Source organism: Baaleninema sp., assembly GCF_049974805.1.
Classification (GTDB): Bacteria; Cyanobacteriota; Cyanobacteriia; order Cyanobacteriales; family Geitlerinemataceae; genus Baaleninema.
On the sequence record NZ_JBNGCO010000108.1, the window covers coordinates 1 to 15,660 of the forward strand.

At 50.1% G+C, this 15,660-nt stretch carries 15 protein-coding genes and 1 CRISPR repeat array; of the genes, 14 read left to right on the top strand and 1 reads right to left on the bottom strand.

What is annotated here, in order from left to right:
* Positions 1 to 170: 170 nt before the first annotated feature.
* The gene (locus ACP5D4_RS17555) at positions 171 to 563 is read right to left on the bottom strand and encodes a hypothetical protein (protein WP_428012912.1); all 393 of its coding nucleotides are present in this window, start codon (positions 561 to 563) and stop codon (positions 171 to 173) included.
* 294 nt (positions 564 to 857) lie between these two features.
* Here ACP5D4_RS17555 and ACP5D4_RS17560 point away from each other — a divergent pair, with 294 nt between their 5' ends.
* The 14 genes from ACP5D4_RS17560 to cas2 all read left to right on the top strand — a co-directional run bounded on the left by ACP5D4_RS17560 (position 858) and on the right by cas2 (position 14,286).
* Positions 858 to 1,526: a M23 family metallopeptidase gene (locus tag ACP5D4_RS17560; RefSeq protein ID WP_428012913.1), complete on the top strand. Its 669-nt coding sequence runs from the start codon at positions 858 to 860 to the stop codon at positions 1,524 to 1,526.
* A 75-nt stretch (positions 1,527 to 1,601) separates the two neighbouring features.
* The gene (locus ACP5D4_RS17565) at positions 1,602 to 1,877 is read left to right on the top strand and encodes a hypothetical protein (RefSeq protein WP_428012914.1); all 276 of its coding nucleotides are present in this window, start codon (positions 1,602 to 1,604) and stop codon (positions 1,875 to 1,877) included.
* A 95-nt stretch (positions 1,878 to 1,972) separates the two neighbouring features.
* A complete protein-coding gene (locus ACP5D4_RS17570; protein WP_428012915.1) occupies positions 1,973 to 3,001 on the top strand; it encodes a leucine-rich repeat domain-containing protein in 1,029 nt (342 codons plus the stop codon).
* Between the two features lie 217 nt (positions 3,002 to 3,218).
* Complete coding sequence (locus ACP5D4_RS17575; protein ID WP_428012916.1) at positions 3,219 to 4,229, top strand: helix-turn-helix transcriptional regulator; 1,011 nt, start codon at positions 3,219 to 3,221, stop codon at positions 4,227 to 4,229.
* Positions 4,230 to 4,398: 169 nt separating this feature from the next.
* Positions 4,399 to 5,025 carry a type I-MYXAN CRISPR-associated protein Cas6/Cmx6 gene (cas6, locus tag ACP5D4_RS17580; RefSeq protein ID WP_428012917.1) on the top strand — a complete coding sequence of 209 codons (627 nt, stop codon included), beginning with the start codon at positions 4,399 to 4,401 and terminating at the stop codon, positions 5,023 to 5,025.
* Position 5,026: 1 nt separating this feature from the next.
* Complete coding sequence (cas3, locus tag ACP5D4_RS17585; RefSeq protein WP_428012918.1) at positions 5,027 to 7,357, top strand: CRISPR-associated helicase Cas3'; 2,331 nt, start codon at positions 5,027 to 5,029, stop codon at positions 7,355 to 7,357.
* A 295-nt stretch (positions 7,358 to 7,652) separates the two neighbouring features.
* Positions 7,653 to 7,859, top strand: a complete 207-nt coding sequence (locus tag ACP5D4_RS17590) for a hypothetical protein (RefSeq protein WP_428012919.1) — start codon at positions 7,653 to 7,655, stop codon at positions 7,857 to 7,859.
* Between the two features lie 3 nt (positions 7,860 to 7,862).
* The gene (gene cas8a1 / locus ACP5D4_RS17595; protein ID WP_428012920.1) at positions 7,863 to 9,371 is read left to right on the top strand and encodes a type I-MYXAN CRISPR-associated Cas8a1/Cmx1; all 1,509 of its coding nucleotides are present in this window, start codon (positions 7,863 to 7,865) and stop codon (positions 9,369 to 9,371) included.
* A 25-nt stretch (positions 9,372 to 9,396) separates the two neighbouring features.
* Entirely contained in the window at positions 9,397 to 9,834 is a 438-nt protein-coding gene (locus ACP5D4_RS17600) for an endonuclease domain-containing protein (RefSeq protein ID WP_428012921.1), read from the top strand.
* Between the two features lie 97 nt (positions 9,835 to 9,931).
* Complete coding sequence (gene cas7i, locus ACP5D4_RS17605; RefSeq protein ID WP_428012922.1) at positions 9,932 to 10,795, top strand: type I-B CRISPR-associated protein Cas7/Cst2/DevR; 864 nt, start codon at positions 9,932 to 9,934, stop codon at positions 10,793 to 10,795.
* Positions 10,795 to 11,487: a type I-MYXAN CRISPR-associated protein Cas5/Cmx5/DevS gene (cas5, locus tag ACP5D4_RS17610; RefSeq protein ID WP_428012923.1), complete on the top strand. Its 693-nt coding sequence runs from the start codon at positions 10,795 to 10,797 to the stop codon at positions 11,485 to 11,487. The genes cas7i and cas5 overlap by 1 nt, the downstream gene beginning before the upstream one ends.
* 5 nt (positions 11,488 to 11,492) lie before the next feature.
* Complete coding sequence (locus tag ACP5D4_RS17615; protein WP_428012924.1) at positions 11,493 to 12,035, top strand: Uma2 family endonuclease; 543 nt, start codon at positions 11,493 to 11,495, stop codon at positions 12,033 to 12,035.
* 260 nt (positions 12,036 to 12,295) lie between these two features.
* Complete coding sequence (gene cas1, locus ACP5D4_RS17620) at positions 12,296 to 13,981, top strand: type I-MYXAN CRISPR-associated endonuclease Cas1 (protein WP_428012925.1); 1,686 nt, start codon at positions 12,296 to 12,298, stop codon at positions 13,979 to 13,981.
* An 11-nt stretch (positions 13,982 to 13,992) separates the two neighbouring features.
* A complete protein-coding gene (gene cas2, locus ACP5D4_RS17625; RefSeq protein WP_428012926.1) occupies positions 13,993 to 14,286 on the top strand; it encodes a CRISPR-associated endonuclease Cas2 in 294 nt (97 codons plus the stop codon).
* A 252-nt stretch (positions 14,287 to 14,538) separates the two neighbouring features.
* Positions 14,539 to 15,585: direct repeats of the CRISPR family, unit length 36 nt; unit sequence GTGAATTTCCTTCGATCGCCGTTAGGCGTTGAGCAC.
* Positions 15,586 to 15,660 lie beyond the last annotated feature (75 nt).

Consider the following 15,660-nt stretch of genomic DNA (forward strand, 5'->3'; position numbering starts at 1 on the left):
TGATGAGGTGATGGGATGATGAGGTGATGGGATGATGAGGTGATGGGATGATGAGGTGATGGGATGATGAGAATTTCTCCTTGTCTCCCTCTCTCCCTTTCTCTCCCTCTCCCTTTCTCCCCCTCTCCCCTCATCCCCTCATCCCCTCATCCCCTCATCTCCTCATCCCGTCATCCCATCATCCCATCGCGGCGGCCGAGTTCGTAGACGCCGCCGCTGATGCAGGCGATGGTGCCGATGCTGACCGCCCAACTGCGACCTAAGCCAATTTCGACGCCGTACTCGAATAAGCCGCCGACGAGGAGGAAAGGGACGATGCTGAAAAGTGATGCGTAGAAGGCGTTTTGGGCTTCGCGACCGCGACGGGTGCGATCGAATTCTTTTTCGGAGGTATACAGCGATCGCTCGGCGAAGTTGAACCACTGCATTAGGCGATCGGCGACCCATTCGCCGACGGGGAAAAAGCCTAAATACAAGGCTAGGGACCATAGGGTGGTTCCGGCGACGGTGGTGGTATCGATCGAGAGGCGGAAGGGAAATAAGTCCGATAAGAGGGAAAACATGGGAAATTCCTGAGAAACGGCCTGTTGAAAGTTTGAAGTTCGGGTTTGAAGTTAGAGTCTGAAGTTAAGGTCTGAAATCGGTCTCTGAAATCGATCGAGCCGATCGATCGCCTCTTTAAAAAATATTAAAGAGAGTTTTAAACGATTGTAACGAAGATTAGAGACCTCGTTCTGTGACGGTTTGTACGAGGCGATCGGCGATCGCTCTCTCGCGAAAGGCCAATCTTGACAAACCCTCGAGAGCAGGCTACAAAATCGGGTCAGATTCTCTCTTCACGCGCTTTTTCACAACTTATGTCTCGGCTTTTTCAGTCCAATCACGGGTTCGCTTTGAACCGACGGAAATCGATCGCTGGTTCCCTGGTGTCTCGCCTCGTCAGTTCTCTGTCTCGTTCGTCGAAATCCATCGTCGCTTTGGTTCTTCTCGGCGCCCTCGGTGCGATCGTCTGGAACGGACGCCCAGAATCGGCCACGGCGACGAGTTGGAGGACGACCCCGGCTTGGGCGGGGGCGTCTTTTCCTGTGGAAAATTTCCAGGCTTATACTTCTCCTTTTGGCTATCGCCCCTCCGTTACGGGGGGCGGCGGTTATGAATTCCACTCGGGATTGGACATCGCCGCCCCGGAAGGGAGTTACGTGCGAAGCTGGTGGTCGGGTGTGGTGGTGGAAGTCATCGACGACGATCGCTGTGGCGTCGGGTTGGTGATTCAGTCGGGGGACTGGGAGCATATTTACTGTCACATGGGCGGACGGGTGCAGCAGATGAACGGTCAAAAAATGTTGCTCGATCGCCGGGGTGGAATTCAAGTGATGGAAGGACAGCAAATTCCCGCCGCCGCCCGCATCGGACGGGTGGGAATGAGCGGACGAACTACAGGTCCGCATTTACATTGGGGAATGCGCTACGGCGATCGATGGGTCGATCCGGCGTTGGTGTTGCGGGCGATGGTGGCGGAGGGTTAACGAACCGTTAACTGCTGTTGGGGGCGTTTAAAATACAGATCGAAGATTCGATCGAACCTCTCGGGATATTTCACTATGAACGCGATCGCCGAAACCCGACAGCAACTCACGGAAGTCCTCTCCTGGGTGTTATTCCTCATCGCCTTGTTTCCGGGGGGATTCGTCGGCTACAAGTTTCGCCAAAACGGCCTTTGGATTGCGACAGCCTTGCTGTGCGCCAGTTTTCTGGTTCCCTTCCCCACCCCGGAAATCGCCATGTTATCCCATCGCGGCTTCGCCAGTTTCGCAGTAGCGGCGGTGGTGGGGTATTTTGTCTATCGTTGGCGGACTCGGGAGGCGGACGCCGAGTAGTCGATGGGTTCGAGATCGATACAAACTGACCGGATTTTCGTCGGTGAGAATTGCTAGAGTGTGAGGAAATCCAGACAATACAGCACAGAGAAGCTATGAAGGGAATACTGCGCGGAATTGCGATCGCAGGGACTGTGACAATCTCCGTGTTGGGCGGAGAACTCCAGGCGCAAGAAGTGCGTTCTTTTTCGGCGTGGTGCGAGGAACGAAACAGCCTCGAACCCCAGACGCAAAAGACCATCGAAGTGATGTTGCGTCGCGCCGAAACCACTGATTGCGCGGCGGCGGAAGCGCAATTGCAGGACACCACCGATCTCAATCTCAGCGCTCAAGGATTGACAGATTTACGGCCGTTGGCGTCTCTGACGCAGTTAACGCGGTTGGATTTGAGTTTAAACGATTTGTCCGACCTCTCGCCCCTATCGCAGTTGAGGAATTTAGAGGAACTGCTGCTGAGTCACAACCAAATCTCTGATGTGAGTCCTCTAGCGGGGTTGAACTTGCGGAAGTTGAATCTCGATCGAAATCAAGTTCAGGATATTTCTGCCCTCGAGGGGAAAGTCTCTCTGGAAGTGCTTTTTTTAAACGACAATCAAATTGAATATGTCGAACCGCTGCGGGATTTAGTCAATCTAAAAACCCTATTTTTAAACAACAATAAAATCGAAACTATTTCCGCTTTAAACGGTTTAGTTAATTTACGCACCCTGTCTCTCAATGAAAATAAAATCGAAGATATCGAGCCGTTATTGCCGTTGACGGAAATGTACGAACTCCATCTCGACAACAATAAAATTGTCGATTTAGAGGGCTTGCAACAGATGGAATCCCTCAACGAGTTGTATTTAAACGGCAACGATATCGTTGATATTTCACCTTTAGCGGCGTTAACCAATTTGACAGAATTGTATATTCGAGATAACGAGATTCGGAATATACATATTTTACCACAAATGTCAAGTCTAAATTGGGTGGATTTTCAAAATAACGATATTTCCGATATTTCGCCGATTGCGACGATGAAAACCCTAGTGCGAGCGATTTTTGTGGAAAATCCGGTTGAATCGGGGACTTGTCCCATTAATCCCAGTTCGATTTGTCAGTTCGAGGCGGAGCGGAGTTAATTCAGTATTAGGAAAGGGATCGATGGCGAGCGGTGAATTTCGATCGATCCCTGTGGTTTCGGGAGGGGTGTAGAACTGAGGGAGGTCGCCCTCACCCTAAATCCCTCTCCCAAGGTTGGGAGAGGGACTTTTTAGAAGTCGGAATTTTTTGAGAAGTCTGAAGTCTGGTTGCAGAGTTAGGGCGATAAGATACGGCTACGACTTGCAAAACAAGCTCATGTCTAAATCTCGCCAACTGGAACGCCTGCTTCAAATTGATAACTTATTGCGTGGTGGAGAACGTCAGACGACAAAGACGTTAGCTCGAGCTTGCGAGGTCAGCGATCGCACGATGTCTGACGATTTGACATTTTTGCGCGATCGCTATCAAGCTCCGTTAATGTTCTCGCGCAAACGGGGTTGGTACTACACCGATTTAACCTGGCGTTTGCCTTCCATCCCACTGTCGTCTGGTGAGTTGTTGGCACTGACGCTCGGTTCGCAGATGTTATCTGGATATACCGGATTGTACGAGCGTGAGCTGCGCGACGCACTCGAACAGCTCGCGAAACGTTTACATCCCCCCTTCGCCCCCCTTTCAAAGGGGGGTTGGGGGGATATCGATCTTCAGCAGCTTGCAGACGAGCGGATGGTGTTTGGGGTGGGGGCGCAAACGGCGATCGATCCGGACATTTGGCGAATTGTCGTCGAAGGGACGCGATCGCGTCGTCGGTTGTGGGTTCGCTATTTTGCGGCATCGAAGCGAGAGGTATCGGAACGAGAATTCGATCCGTATTTGATTCATGTTTTGCGAGCGAATCCTTATCTCATTGGATATTGCCATTTGCGGCAAGAGATTCGCTGGTTTCGGATCGATCGCATTCGCCAAGTCCGTTTGTTGGATGTGAAATTTGAACCCAATCCCAGGTTTGAGGCGCAAAAGCATCTCGATCGTATTTTCCAGGCGGAAGCGGGAGGCGATCCCGTGGCGGTGGAAATTTGGTTCGACGCGCAGACGGCTCCGTTTGTACGAGAGCGTCAATGGCATTCGAGCCAGGAGATTGAGGAATGTGAGGATGGATCGATCGTGCTGCGGTTTACGGCTTGCGGCATCAACGATATTAAGCGGTGGGTGTTGGGGTATGGCAAGGGTGCGATGGTTCGGAAGCCCCAGAAGTTGGTGGATTTGGTGCAGCGGGAGGTTGAAACGATGGCACGGCAGTATGAAAGTGGAGCGTTTGAATCTTAAGTGGGTAGCCCTCACCCTAAATCCCTCTCCCAAGGTTGGGAGAGGGACTTTGACAGGTCTCCCCTTCTCCCAAGGTTGGGAGAAGGGGTTGGGGGATGAGGGCAGGAAAAATTGAGATTCTCTAGTCAAGCGTTTGAGTAATATTTAATTAGAAAGAGACATCAAGCTGATGAATTTTATAGAACTGCAATTTTCACTCAGAGGAAAAACCTTACCGTCCGATCATGGCTATTCAATTTATTCTGCCCTTAAAACGACTGCTCTCGGTGGCAGTTCCTTACCGCCGGAAGTTCTGCTGTGCAGTGTTCCCGGCGTTAGCGATCGAAACGGTACGATTTTTCTGACTCACAAGTCTCGCCTGCGTTTGCGCTGTCCCGCCGAACAAGTACAGCAGTGGTATCGCAGTTTCCAAAACGTTGTCCTCGACGTGCGGGGTCATCTCGTGCGCTTAGTTCAACCGCGAATGTCTTTACCTCAACCCAGTGCAGTATTGCGATCGCGTCTTGTCACGTTCAAACTTAAAGAATGGCACAGCCACGACGCTCCAGTACATTTTTTAGAGTCTTGCCAACGGGCGTTGAAAGCACTCGACATTGACGCAACCGTTCACATTGAAAGTAACGTCGATGGAGATTTAGCACTCCGGGCGCTCCAAGTCCATCATAAAAATGTTTTGGGGTTTGGAATTTGTGTTGAAGGTTTGAGTGAAGAAGACTCCATTAAACTGCAATGTTACGGAATGGGTGGACGAAAACACTTTGGCTGCGGTTGGTTTTATCCCGTAAAGGAGTGTTGAAATGAAGTTTGAATTGAAGCCCGATCGCTTACTGGCGAAATCTTTTGAGACAGAATGGAAGGGCTCTTACAGCCTTGTCGGTCATACAGCCGATGTCGTCAATGCCGTCACTTTGTTGGTCGATATTTTGGGCGATCGACTCGTCGAACAGTTCGATCTCGATTGCAGTCTCGACAAATTAAGGAACACTGCACGATTGGCGGCTTATTTCCACGATTGGGGGAAAGCCAACAACCACTTTCAGGGGGTTGTCCGCAAGGATATGCCCAAAGCAAAACCCAAACGCAATCCCAAAGTCAATCCCCAACTGGTTCGCCACGAAATTTTCTCCATGTTTCTGGTTTGGGAATTTCGAGAATGGTTGCAGCAAGCCGAGGGTGATTTTATGACGGCTCTGGCAGTTGCCGGAGGACATCATCTCAAATTAGGAGGGAAAGGAGGTGCAAAAACCAACTATCTCGGCGAAATTCGTTGGGGCTGTGGTGACGATCGCATCGCGTTTTATTTCAACCATCCTGATTTTAAGAATTTGTTGAAATTTGGGGTGCGTCAAATTGGCTGTCCGGCAAAACTCAAACTGTCCCGAAAGCCCACTTTAGAATGGTCGCTTTCTCGTCTGAAAGCGCAACAGGCAGAAATTTTACGAGATGGCTTTTTTAACTGGGAACCCGCTCCCATCTTAACGGCGTTGCTGAAAGCTTTACTCGTGGCAGGAGATTCGATCGGTTCGGCGAGTGCTGATGACGATATCGATCTCGATACATGGGTTAGAGATGCCTTGAATTGCACTTTAACTGAAGACGATCTCGATCGCGTGATTCGATCGCGGTTGAAGGGTAATGATCTACGGAAGTTTCAACGTGACCTTGGTAACATCACAGAACGAGTCGGATTGGCTCGAGCCGGATGCGGTACGGGAAAAACCGTTGGGGCTTACCACTGGGCAAAACGCCACGCCGTCGGACGCCAATTATTTTTCTGCTATCCCACCACAGGCACCAGTACAGAAGGGTTTCTTGACTACGTGCAGGACGAGTTGAAGTCGGTTTTGAGTCACTCGCGAGCCGATGTGGACTTGGAACTGGCGAGAACTGGAGAAGAAGAAGAAGTCGGGGATGGAACGATAAACGAAGCAGCAATGAAATTGCGATCGTTCAAAGAATACGCTGCTCAAGCCACGGTTTGCACGGTTGATACCGTTTTGGGGTTGATGCAATGCCATCGCCGTCCGATGTACACCTTTCCGGCGATTGCCAATGCCGCCTTTGTCTTCGACGAAGTTCACTGCTATGACAATCGGCTTTTTGGGGCGTTGTTGCGGTTTCTCGAAACCGTGAAAGCTCCCGTATTACTGATGTCTGCATCGTTTTTACCGTCTCAGTTAGAGGCAATTCAGCAAGCGGTGGGAGAATCGCCGAACGTCGTCAAAGGACCGGAAGAGTTGGAAGCCCAACCTCGATATCGATTTCAGCATGCAGACGAGCCAAACTGGGAACGGGTGGAAGCCGAACTGACGGCGGGGGGTAAGGTTCTGTGGGTTTGCAACCAAGTCAATACGGCGGTTGAAGTCTATGAAGAGGCACAGCGACGGGGATTAAAAGCACTGCTGTATCACAGTCGCTTTCGCTACGAAGACCGAGTTCGACATCATCGAGACGTGGTAGATGCGTTTAAGCCCAATCCTTTCAAAATGAAGATGTTTGTGCGGCTCGTTCCAAGCTGTCCTCTGCGGGACGAACGAGACGTACCCCATTTCATTGCAACCTTGTTTGGATGCTTTTCGCCTGTTTTAGCGATCGCCACCCAGGTCGCAGAGATGTCGCTCGATTTATCTGCCACCTTGCTCCTGTCGCAAATTGCGGACCCTGCGGGTTTGATTCAGCGATTGGGGCGGTTGAATCGTCGCTATTGCGGTCGTCCGCTGGATGCCCTGTTTTATCCCGATACCAAACGTTTTCCTTACAGTAAATTTCAACGCGATCGAGGTCAGGAAATGGTTCGGGCATTTTCAGGCGATGTCAGTCAAGCCGATCTTGCCAACTGGCTCGAACAACAGGAAAGTCCCCTAAAACCCGAGTGCGATTCAGTCTGGCTCGATGGAGAGTGGCGAACCTATCCCGGCCACTTACGACAGGAAGGCGTTACCGTAACAGCTTTACTCGAACAAGACCGAGAGCAGTTCCAACGGGATAAAAGCCGACTCAATCTCTATAACGTTCCGCTGGTAGCACCGAGCAAGCAAGTAAGCCAATGGGAACGGTTTAAGGGCTATCCCATCGCACCCTCAGCAGAATGGCAGTACTGTTCGACGAAAGGAGCCTATCCAGCATGACGAGATGTCTTAATATGCTAAGTGAGCGGAGTGAATTTCCTTCGATCGCCGTTAGGCGTTGGGCACTGACTCCTGTTACCTGGAGTGACCGCTCCGATTTGGGTCTGTCGATCGTCGATCGCCAAAAGGCGCTAGTTTGCAAGACGCACTGGCTACAGTGGTCAGTGCGTCTTGTAATGTGACTCCTGCACAGTAAAAATTTTTAGATGTGACTACTGTAACCTGAAGTTGACATTTCCTTTTGGCTCTGCTACGCTGGCGATCGATATTTCCCACGCCACACGAGGACACAAAGATGAGCGATCGACAACTAAACTTGTTTGACCATTGGCCGAAACCGTTACCCTTCGATACGTCCACAGTTGCCAAACGTTTGGGAATCTCGTCAAGCACACTACATCGTTACAAGCGCATGAAAAAACGGTACGAAGGTGATGTAGCCATTGTTGAGTATGCCGAATCTCGCGGACGGCGCGACTATTGGCGAGTTTACGAACGATAAAATATGACCAAACTAACCCTTTCCATTTCCGATCCAAACACGCTGCTAGTGCATCGAGCCGCAACAGGCGGATTAGCCTTAGCTTTAGACGCACTATCTCCCGACGATGCGCCGTTGAGTTGGCAAGTGACCGAGGATGAAGTTCGGTTGTCTTGGGAAGGGAGCGATCGCGATGCCATCACTTGGTTAGTTCGCAGTACCTACCAACTCGAAAACGGCTATCTCAACGTTCCCGCACTCAACCTCGATTCCCAAGGTCGCTATACCTTTACCCAGGGCGTTACCTCAACGTTACTTCAACATAGCCAACAGCGATCGCTAGCCAAAACGACCCGCCCAATTCGGTTTCTCATCGAAGACGGACAGCCAGAAATTACCCTGGAGTTTCGTCCCGTCCTTGATTGTTACTACACCCGCGATCTCAAAGAAGCATTTACCAGCAAGGGGAAATTCAAATCAGCAATTCCCCTAAAAGGTCATCACCTCCCTGGCTTAGTCGAATGCTTCATCAACGGACCTTATAAAGAATCTCCGTCTGGTTTTGTCGCCTTACTGTTTTTACCCCTGGCTTGTGGCTACTACAAACTCCCCGGGCCAGGATTGCGTTCTGCTCTTGCCATTCCAGAAGTAACCAATCTCAAGGAATGGGTGATATTACGACGGAACTTCTCAGGACAACCTTACGAACAATTCCGAGCCACAGGTTCGGGAGAAGCGGGTTTGCGGTTTTTACTAGAGGACAAAGTTGGCGATAATGCCCAGAAAATGGGTGTCCAGTACTGTGAAGTCTATCAACTGGGCAAGCAAACTTGGGATGGAAACCAACCTTATCTCAAACAAGCCGTTTATCGCATTCGTGCCAAACCCGAAATGTTAGAACTTTATCAAACGGCACGGGCTTTCTTTCCATCTAGAGTTCAAGTTGCCGATACTGAAACAAAACGGACATGGTTGGCAACATCAAAGGTTTTAGCTTGGCTGGCTGAAAACTTAATTTCAGATCGTCCTTGGTACTGCGGATTTTTTGAATTCCAGAAATCCGAGAATATCTACAAAGCAGATCGAGAAGGATTAACAAAAATGACAGATCGTTTGACTGAAGACGAAAAAGTTCTATTTGATGCCGTAAAAGGTGCATTTGGCAGTTTACTACGGGAAGAAATTTTATTAACTAAAGATCAAGGAAGGACATTTGATGTAGAATCTTACGCAAAAACAAAAAAGAAGGCGATTTATCGGTTGCAGCGTCATAATACAAAGCAACAATTTTCTTCAGCACTTGTCGATTTCCTGTGTCGCTTTCAAAGTGGTGCAGCAACTGGGAAAGGAATCGAAATTGCCCGTTGGATTCACAGCGATGACAACTGGCGTCAAGCTCGGGATTTAGCATTACTGGCGATCGCAACTTACAAGAAGAAGTCTCAAGACTCTTCCGAGGAATCCGAGTTGGGAGACAAAGCTAGTGAATCTGAATTCGATTCGGAAGGTTTGGAGATGAATCTCCTCGATTAAAGTCACGTTTTTTACAACAATTATCATGAAGAAAACATCTCAACGAATTCGCGGAACCACGCCAGCAATCGAACAGGCTGCCAAGCAACTTCGGAAGCAGATGACACCTGCTGAATCTCGTTTATGGCAGGCTTTAAGAAATCGAAAATTACATGGACTGCGATTTCGTCGTCAGCATCCAGTGGGTCGATTTATCCTTGATTTTTACTGTCCAGCCTGCAAGCTTGGTGTTGAACTCGATGGTGACATCCATGCCGAACGAGTGGAGTACGATACAGCCAGAACGAAAGAAATGGAAAATTACGGATATCGAGTCATTCGGTTTTCCAATCACCAAGTTTTAAGCGATTTAGATGGAGTTCTTGATGTTATTTATCAAGCCGCCAGTGCTGCGGAGTCGCCCTCATCCCCTAACCCCTTCTCCCAACGGTGGGAGAAGGGGAACTGGAATACAGAAGGCTAAAACCTTTCGGGAAACTGTCTTTCTTCTCTAACTCCCCTCTCCCAATATTGGGAGAGGGGCAGGGGGAGAGGGCAAACCTCATACTCAAGGAGTTCTCATGTCAATTCATCTTTTTGCAACCATCGTTACCCCCACGGCTGTCGCCGCTAACAATCGCGGAGAAGGCGACGGAAGTACACTCGCCACTCTACAAACGATTACACGAGGAAACGACCAATATACAACAGTGAGCGCAGATTCAATTCGTTGGGCGCTTCGGGAATATTTTCAACACCACTATCCTGACGAAATCAATCGCACCTTCGATCCCGATCGCGACCAGTACACCTTCAAAGACGAAAAGTGCAGCGCCGAGAAATTCATCGACGACGATCTTTTTGGCTACATGGATGCCAAAAAAGATAAGAACAACAAAAATGCAACCGTTAAACGGCGGGGTGCTTTAGAAGTTTGTCGCGCCGTTAGTCTCGAACCGTACTGGGGTGATGTTGCTTTCGGCTCGAAAGGCGGTGAAAAAGGTAAAACTTCAATTCACCAGACTCAAATGCACTTGACCGCCTATCAATACACGATCGCTCTGACTCCCGAGCATCTAAAAAATCCAGAACGTGCTTCGTTTCTGCTCGACGCACTGGTTGGAGTTCGCCATGTTGGAGGCAACCATTCACGTTTCTTGTTTGAGTTTCGTCCTGAATCAATTATTCTTCGCTTGACTTCCGATCCGAGTCCTTGGATTATGGGCTGCTTCAAACGCATGGGTGAAGATATCGGCTGTCCCGAATTGGAACGGTTGATTCAGGCGGAAGATATTCCAGCAAATGAGTTATTTGTCGGTGGTAAAATTGCCAAAACGCCTTACGGTCAAAAATTAGAAGGGCTTGGCGTTCGAGTTTTTGATGGTGTGAAGCAAGCGAAAGACCAGGTGAAAGAACAATTGAGCAAAGAGGGGATTTTTGCCTAATGAAAAACTGGCTCTATCTAGACTGTCCCTGTACCAGCTTTCCTCGAAGTTTTGCACGAGACTATAAGGAAACCTATCGCTATCCGCCGCCTTCGACGGTTTATGGCTTGCTCTTGTCGCTCGTGGGTGAGGAAGATATTAACGCTCATCTTGGGGTGAAGTTAGCTATTGGGATGTTGGGTAACGACGTGCCGATTTCGCGCATTCTTCGCAAACAACGCCATCATAAATTTAGTAAAAAACACCAAGGGGTTTACAGCACGGCAACGTTCTCTAAGCCGAATTTTCAGGAAATATTGACGGACGTGCGGCTGGCAATTCGCATTAATTCAGACGAGGAAACTGCGTCAGTGACGTTAAGCGATCGCGTAGCAACGACTTTATCGACTCCTGAAAAAAATGCTCGCTTTGGTGGGTTGAGTTTGGGGGAATCGTGGGCGATGGTGAACGGTGTTCGGTACTTTCGAGAAGAAGATCGAGAAAAATATGGTTCGGTGCGCTGGTTGGTGAAAGACGATCGCGGCTTAATTGGATTGCCGGTGTGGATCGATCGCAAAACAACCCGGGGAACCTTTCAACGTTTCTCGGTTGGAGAAGCTGGTGCTGAATTTGTCGATCGATCTTGGGTTTCGATTCAGGGAAACGTTGCCAGTTCGCAATCTTCTAAAAAACGCCGTTCTCGTCGTCGATAAAAGCTGTGGTTACAACAACACCTCACCTAACCTTAAAAGACTTCCTAGCATTACCCGAGGAAGATATCGCCTACGAACTGGTTAACGGACAGGCGATTCCGAAAATGTCGCCAAAGTTTCGCCATTCTCGTACTCAAAAAAAACTCCTGTTCTTACTGGAAGCTTGGGCGATCGATCGCGGTTTCGTTCAACCAGACTGGGCAGTGACACTGAAGCGAAACGGGACAGATTGGGTTCCCGTTCCCGATCTGCTGTACGTTTCCTTCGATCGCCTCTCAGCAGACTGGGACGAAGATTCCCCTTGCCCCATCGCTCCAGAGTTGGCGGTTGAAATCGTGTCTCCCGGTCAATCTTTCGGGGCGATCGCGGAAAAAACAATCGCTTATTTGGCGGCTGGAGTGTTGCGCGTGTGGGTGGTCGATCCGCGCGATCGCAGTCTAACGGTTTTTGCTGCCGATGCGATGCCGAAAGTTTATCGAAATGAGGAAATTATCGCAGATTCGCAATTTCCAGAACTTTCCTTGAAAACTGAAGAAATTTTTCAGTAACAGTTCAATTATTCAGCCCTCTCCCTAAATCCCTCTCCCAAGCTTGGGAGAGGGACTTTTATATTTTATAGATATCTCCTTCTCTTCACATTAGCAGAGAAAATTTCATAGACCTCCCCTTCTCCCAACCTTGGGAGAAGGGGTTGGGGGATGAGGGCATCCCCTCGGATTTCTGAAAAAAATTAACGAGTCTGAAGTCCTATTGCAGACTTATATTCTTATGATAAAACCAACACTTCAAAAAATACAAAAACAAACCCATGAACGCGCAAATCACTGCCGAAACCCTGCGAGTTTGTGCGCTACACGCGCTTGCCTATTGTCCGCGACTTTTCTATCTCGAAGAAGTCGAAGAACTCTATACCCAAAACCAATCAGTCTTTGAAGGCCGTCGGCTCCACGAAGAACTCGATCGCACTGAAGACGGAGAATGGGAAGACTTGTTTCTCACCGACGAAACCCTCGGATTGCGCGGTCGCGTCGATGCCCTACGGACGCGGGACGGACACCTGATTCCCTACGAACATAAAAAAGGACGCTCCCATCGTGACGCCCAAAAACCTATCCCCCCTTCGCCCCCCTTTGAAAGGGGGGTTGGGGGGGATGCTTGGGAGAGCGATCGCCTGCAAATTCTCGCCTACTGCTGTCTCCTCGAAACCGTTGCCAAACACCCGATTCGAGAAGGGCGCATCCGCTACCACGGCGATAACGCCCTCGTGAAAGTCCCCTTCGATGAAAACAGTCGCGCCGAGGTGAAAGCAGCCGTCGATCGCGCTAAAGCCCTACGAAACTCCCCAGAACGACCGCCCATCACCGAAAACGAACGGCTCTGTCAAAACTGCTCCCTGGCTATCGTCTGTTTACCCGAAGAAACGCGCTTTTTCCAAGACGCCACCCATCAACCCTCGCGCCTGTTTCCCAAAGACGACGATCGCCAAATCGTCCATGTCCTCGAACCTGGAACCCGCGTCGGACGCACGGGGGAACAACTGAAAATTACCCGACGAGATCGATCGGTCGAAACCCTGGCTGTGCGGCAAATTAGCCAAGTGGTCTTACACAGCTTTTCGCAGATTTCCACCCAGGCGCTCCACCTGTGCGCCAGTCAGGATATCGGCGTGCATTGGATATCTGGCGGAGGGCGCTATGTGGGGAGTTTCGACGGACGGCGAGGCAGCATTCAGCGCCGCATCCAGCAGTACGCCGCACTGTCTCAACCGGATGTTTGTTTGAACTTGGCTCGTCGTTTGGTGGCGTGTCGCGGACGGGGACAGCGTCAGTTTTTGATGCGGTGTCAGCGCAATCTCAACGGAACGCGGGACGCTGTCGCCGCTTCTGTTAAACAGATGAAATTGTTGCTCAAACAGGTGGAGACGGCGCAATCGCTGGCGCAGTTGTTGGGAATTGAGGGGAACTTGGCGGCGTTGTATTTTAAGGGACTGGCTCGGGTGATTTCTGCGAAAGTGTCGCCAGAGTTGCAGTTTGAGGGACGCAACCGCCGACCGCCGAAAGACCGTTTTAATACGCTGCTCGGGTTTGGCTACGGTTTGCTGCTGAAAGACGTGATGAACGCCATTCTCGCGGTGGGGTTGGAACCGGCTTTGGGGTTTTATCACCAACCGCGCACCCAAGCGCCGCCGCTGGCGTTGGATTTGATGGAAATTTTTCGGGTGTCTTTGGTGGATATGACGGTTGTGGCGTCGGTCAATCGCGGTCAGTGGGACGTGACGGCGGATTTCGACCTGCGCGGGAATGGGGTTTGGCTCAGCGATCGCGGTCGTCGGAAGTTCGTGGAATTGTACGAACGCCGGAAGGGGGAAAGTTGGAAGCATCCGGTTTTGGGATATTCGCTGACCTATCGTCGTTTGTTGGAGTTGGAGGTGCGGCTTTTGGAAAAGGAATGGTCGGGGGAAGGTGATGGTTTTGCTCGGTTGGTGGTTCGTTAGAGGAGGAGATGATGGCTGAACTTCATCATTGGTACATGATTGCGTATGACATTCGTTCTCCAAAACGCTGGCGCAAGGTGTATAAGTTGTTACAAGGGTATGGGACGCGCTTACAGTATTCGATTTTTCGCTGTTGGTTGAGTCCTCGGGAGCGGGAGAAGTTGCGTTGGCAGCTCGAATCGATTTTAGAGGCGGAGGACGATCTGTTGTTGGTTCGCCTGTCGCGGCAGTGCGTTCGCGATTTACCGCAGTACAATCGTCCTGATGCTTGGTCGACAGACGAATTGCCTTATCGTTTGCTGTAGTTGACAGGGATCGATCGATGTTGGGGTTGGGGTTGGGGTGGGAACGGCTCGATCGTTGGAGTGGTGGGGGTTTGGGGGGTGGAAATGGGGGTCGAGGTGCTTGTCAAGTTCGGAAAGTGTTGTGAGATGGGGGTTTTGGGGTTGTGGCGATCGGGTTTGGCTGCGGGTCGGTCTTTGGATCTTCTGTTGGGACGGGGTTCCTTGTAAGATTGAGGCAGGGAGTCTTGATTCGTGGCGGTTTTGAGACCCGCTGTGAATTTCCTTCGATCGCCGTTAGGCGTTGAGCACTGACCAAACTTGGTGCTGTCAGCAGTGCTGATTTTGTGAATTTCCTTCGATCGCCGTTAGGCGTTGAGCACTTATGTTTTAGGATTTCTTGGTTTATCGTTAGTCAGTGAATTTCCTTCGATCGCCGTTAGGCGTTGAGCACAGACCCTCCCGAGGTAGCCAGTTTGTGCGGTGTTGATGGTGAATTTCCTTCGATCGCCGTTAGGCGTTGAGCACAGGTAAGTGCGACAGCTTTGTATAGAGGGGATATTGTGAATTTCCTTCGATCGCCGTTAGGCGTTGAGCACGAAATCCCTTTTGAGATGCAGTATCCTTTTGTCTACAGTGAATTTCCTTCGATCGCCGTTAGGCGTTGAGCACGATCTATTGGAAAGAAACTATAACTTTGTCTTCTTCAGTGAATTTCCTTCGATCGCCGTTAGGCGTTGAGCACAGGCTGAGATAGAAAAAATCGAAAACCCGATAGAGTGAATTTCCTTCGATCGCCGTTAGGCGTTGAGCACACGTTGCTGGAACAGTGACGGTGGACTCTGCGTTGAGCTGTGAATTTCCTTCGATCGCCGTTAGGCGTTGAGCACACTTTTGATCGAAAGGTTGCACGAACTTCCGGCTAGTGAATTTCCTTCGATCGCCGTTAGGCGTTGAGCACAAACTCAAACCGATATAGGAGATTCTTACGAATCTCGGGTGAATTTCCTTCGATCGCCGTTAGGCGTTGAGCACAATCCCGAAATCGGATTGGGATTGAAGCCCCTAATTTTGTGAATTTCCTTCGATCGCCGTTAGGCGTTGAGCACTGTAAGGTTTGGTGAGTCGCCAAGGTTCCCATAAGTGAATTTCCTTCGATCGCCGTTAGGCGTTGAGCACTATTATATTATATAATACGTTTCTCCTTTTTTAAAAGGTGAATTTCCTTCGATCGCCGTTAGGCGTTGAGCACTGAATCCTCTAGTTTCTATGTCGTCTCAATCTCCTGTGAATTTCCTTCGATCGCCGTTAGGCGTTGAGCACGCATCTAAAGGAGTTGTAAGCGCAGAGGAATTCCGAGGTCAGTGAATTTCCTTCGATCGCCGTTAGGCGTTGAGC

Coding starts and splice junctions, on each gene's coding strand:
- cas8a1 (WP_428012920.1), top strand. CDS start 7,863: ATGACCAAACTAACCCTTTCCATTTCCGATCCAAACACGCTGCTAGTG.
- ACP5D4_RS17600 (WP_428012921.1), top strand. CDS start 9,397: ATGAAGAAAACATCTCAACGAATTCGCGGAACCACGCCAGCAATCGAA.
- ACP5D4_RS17555 (WP_428012912.1), bottom strand. CDS start 563: ATGTTTTCCCTCTTATCGGACTTATTTCCCTTCCGCCTCTCGATCGAT.
- ACP5D4_RS17590 (WP_428012919.1), top strand. CDS start 7,653: ATGAGCGATCGACAACTAAACTTGTTTGACCATTGGCCGAAACCGTTA.
- ACP5D4_RS17565 (WP_428012914.1), top strand. CDS start 1,602: ATGAACGCGATCGCCGAAACCCGACAGCAACTCACGGAAGTCCTCTCC.
- cas6 (WP_428012917.1), top strand. CDS start 4,399: ATGAATTTTATAGAACTGCAATTTTCACTCAGAGGAAAAACCTTACCG.
- cas5 (WP_428012923.1), top strand. CDS start 10,795: ATGAAAAACTGGCTCTATCTAGACTGTCCCTGTACCAGCTTTCCTCGA.
- cas7i (WP_428012922.1), top strand. CDS start 9,932: ATGTCAATTCATCTTTTTGCAACCATCGTTACCCCCACGGCTGTCGCC.
- ACP5D4_RS17575 (WP_428012916.1), top strand. CDS start 3,219: ATGTCTAAATCTCGCCAACTGGAACGCCTGCTTCAAATTGATAACTTA.
- cas3 (WP_428012918.1), top strand. CDS start 5,027: ATGAAGTTTGAATTGAAGCCCGATCGCTTACTGGCGAAATCTTTTGAG.
- cas2 (WP_428012926.1), top strand. CDS start 13,993: ATGGCTGAACTTCATCATTGGTACATGATTGCGTATGACATTCGTTCT.
- cas1 (WP_428012925.1), top strand. CDS start 12,296: ATGAACGCGCAAATCACTGCCGAAACCCTGCGAGTTTGTGCGCTACAC.
- ACP5D4_RS17560 (WP_428012913.1), top strand. CDS start 858: ATGTCTCGGCTTTTTCAGTCCAATCACGGGTTCGCTTTGAACCGACGG.
- ACP5D4_RS17570 (WP_428012915.1), top strand. CDS start 1,973: ATGAAGGGAATACTGCGCGGAATTGCGATCGCAGGGACTGTGACAATC.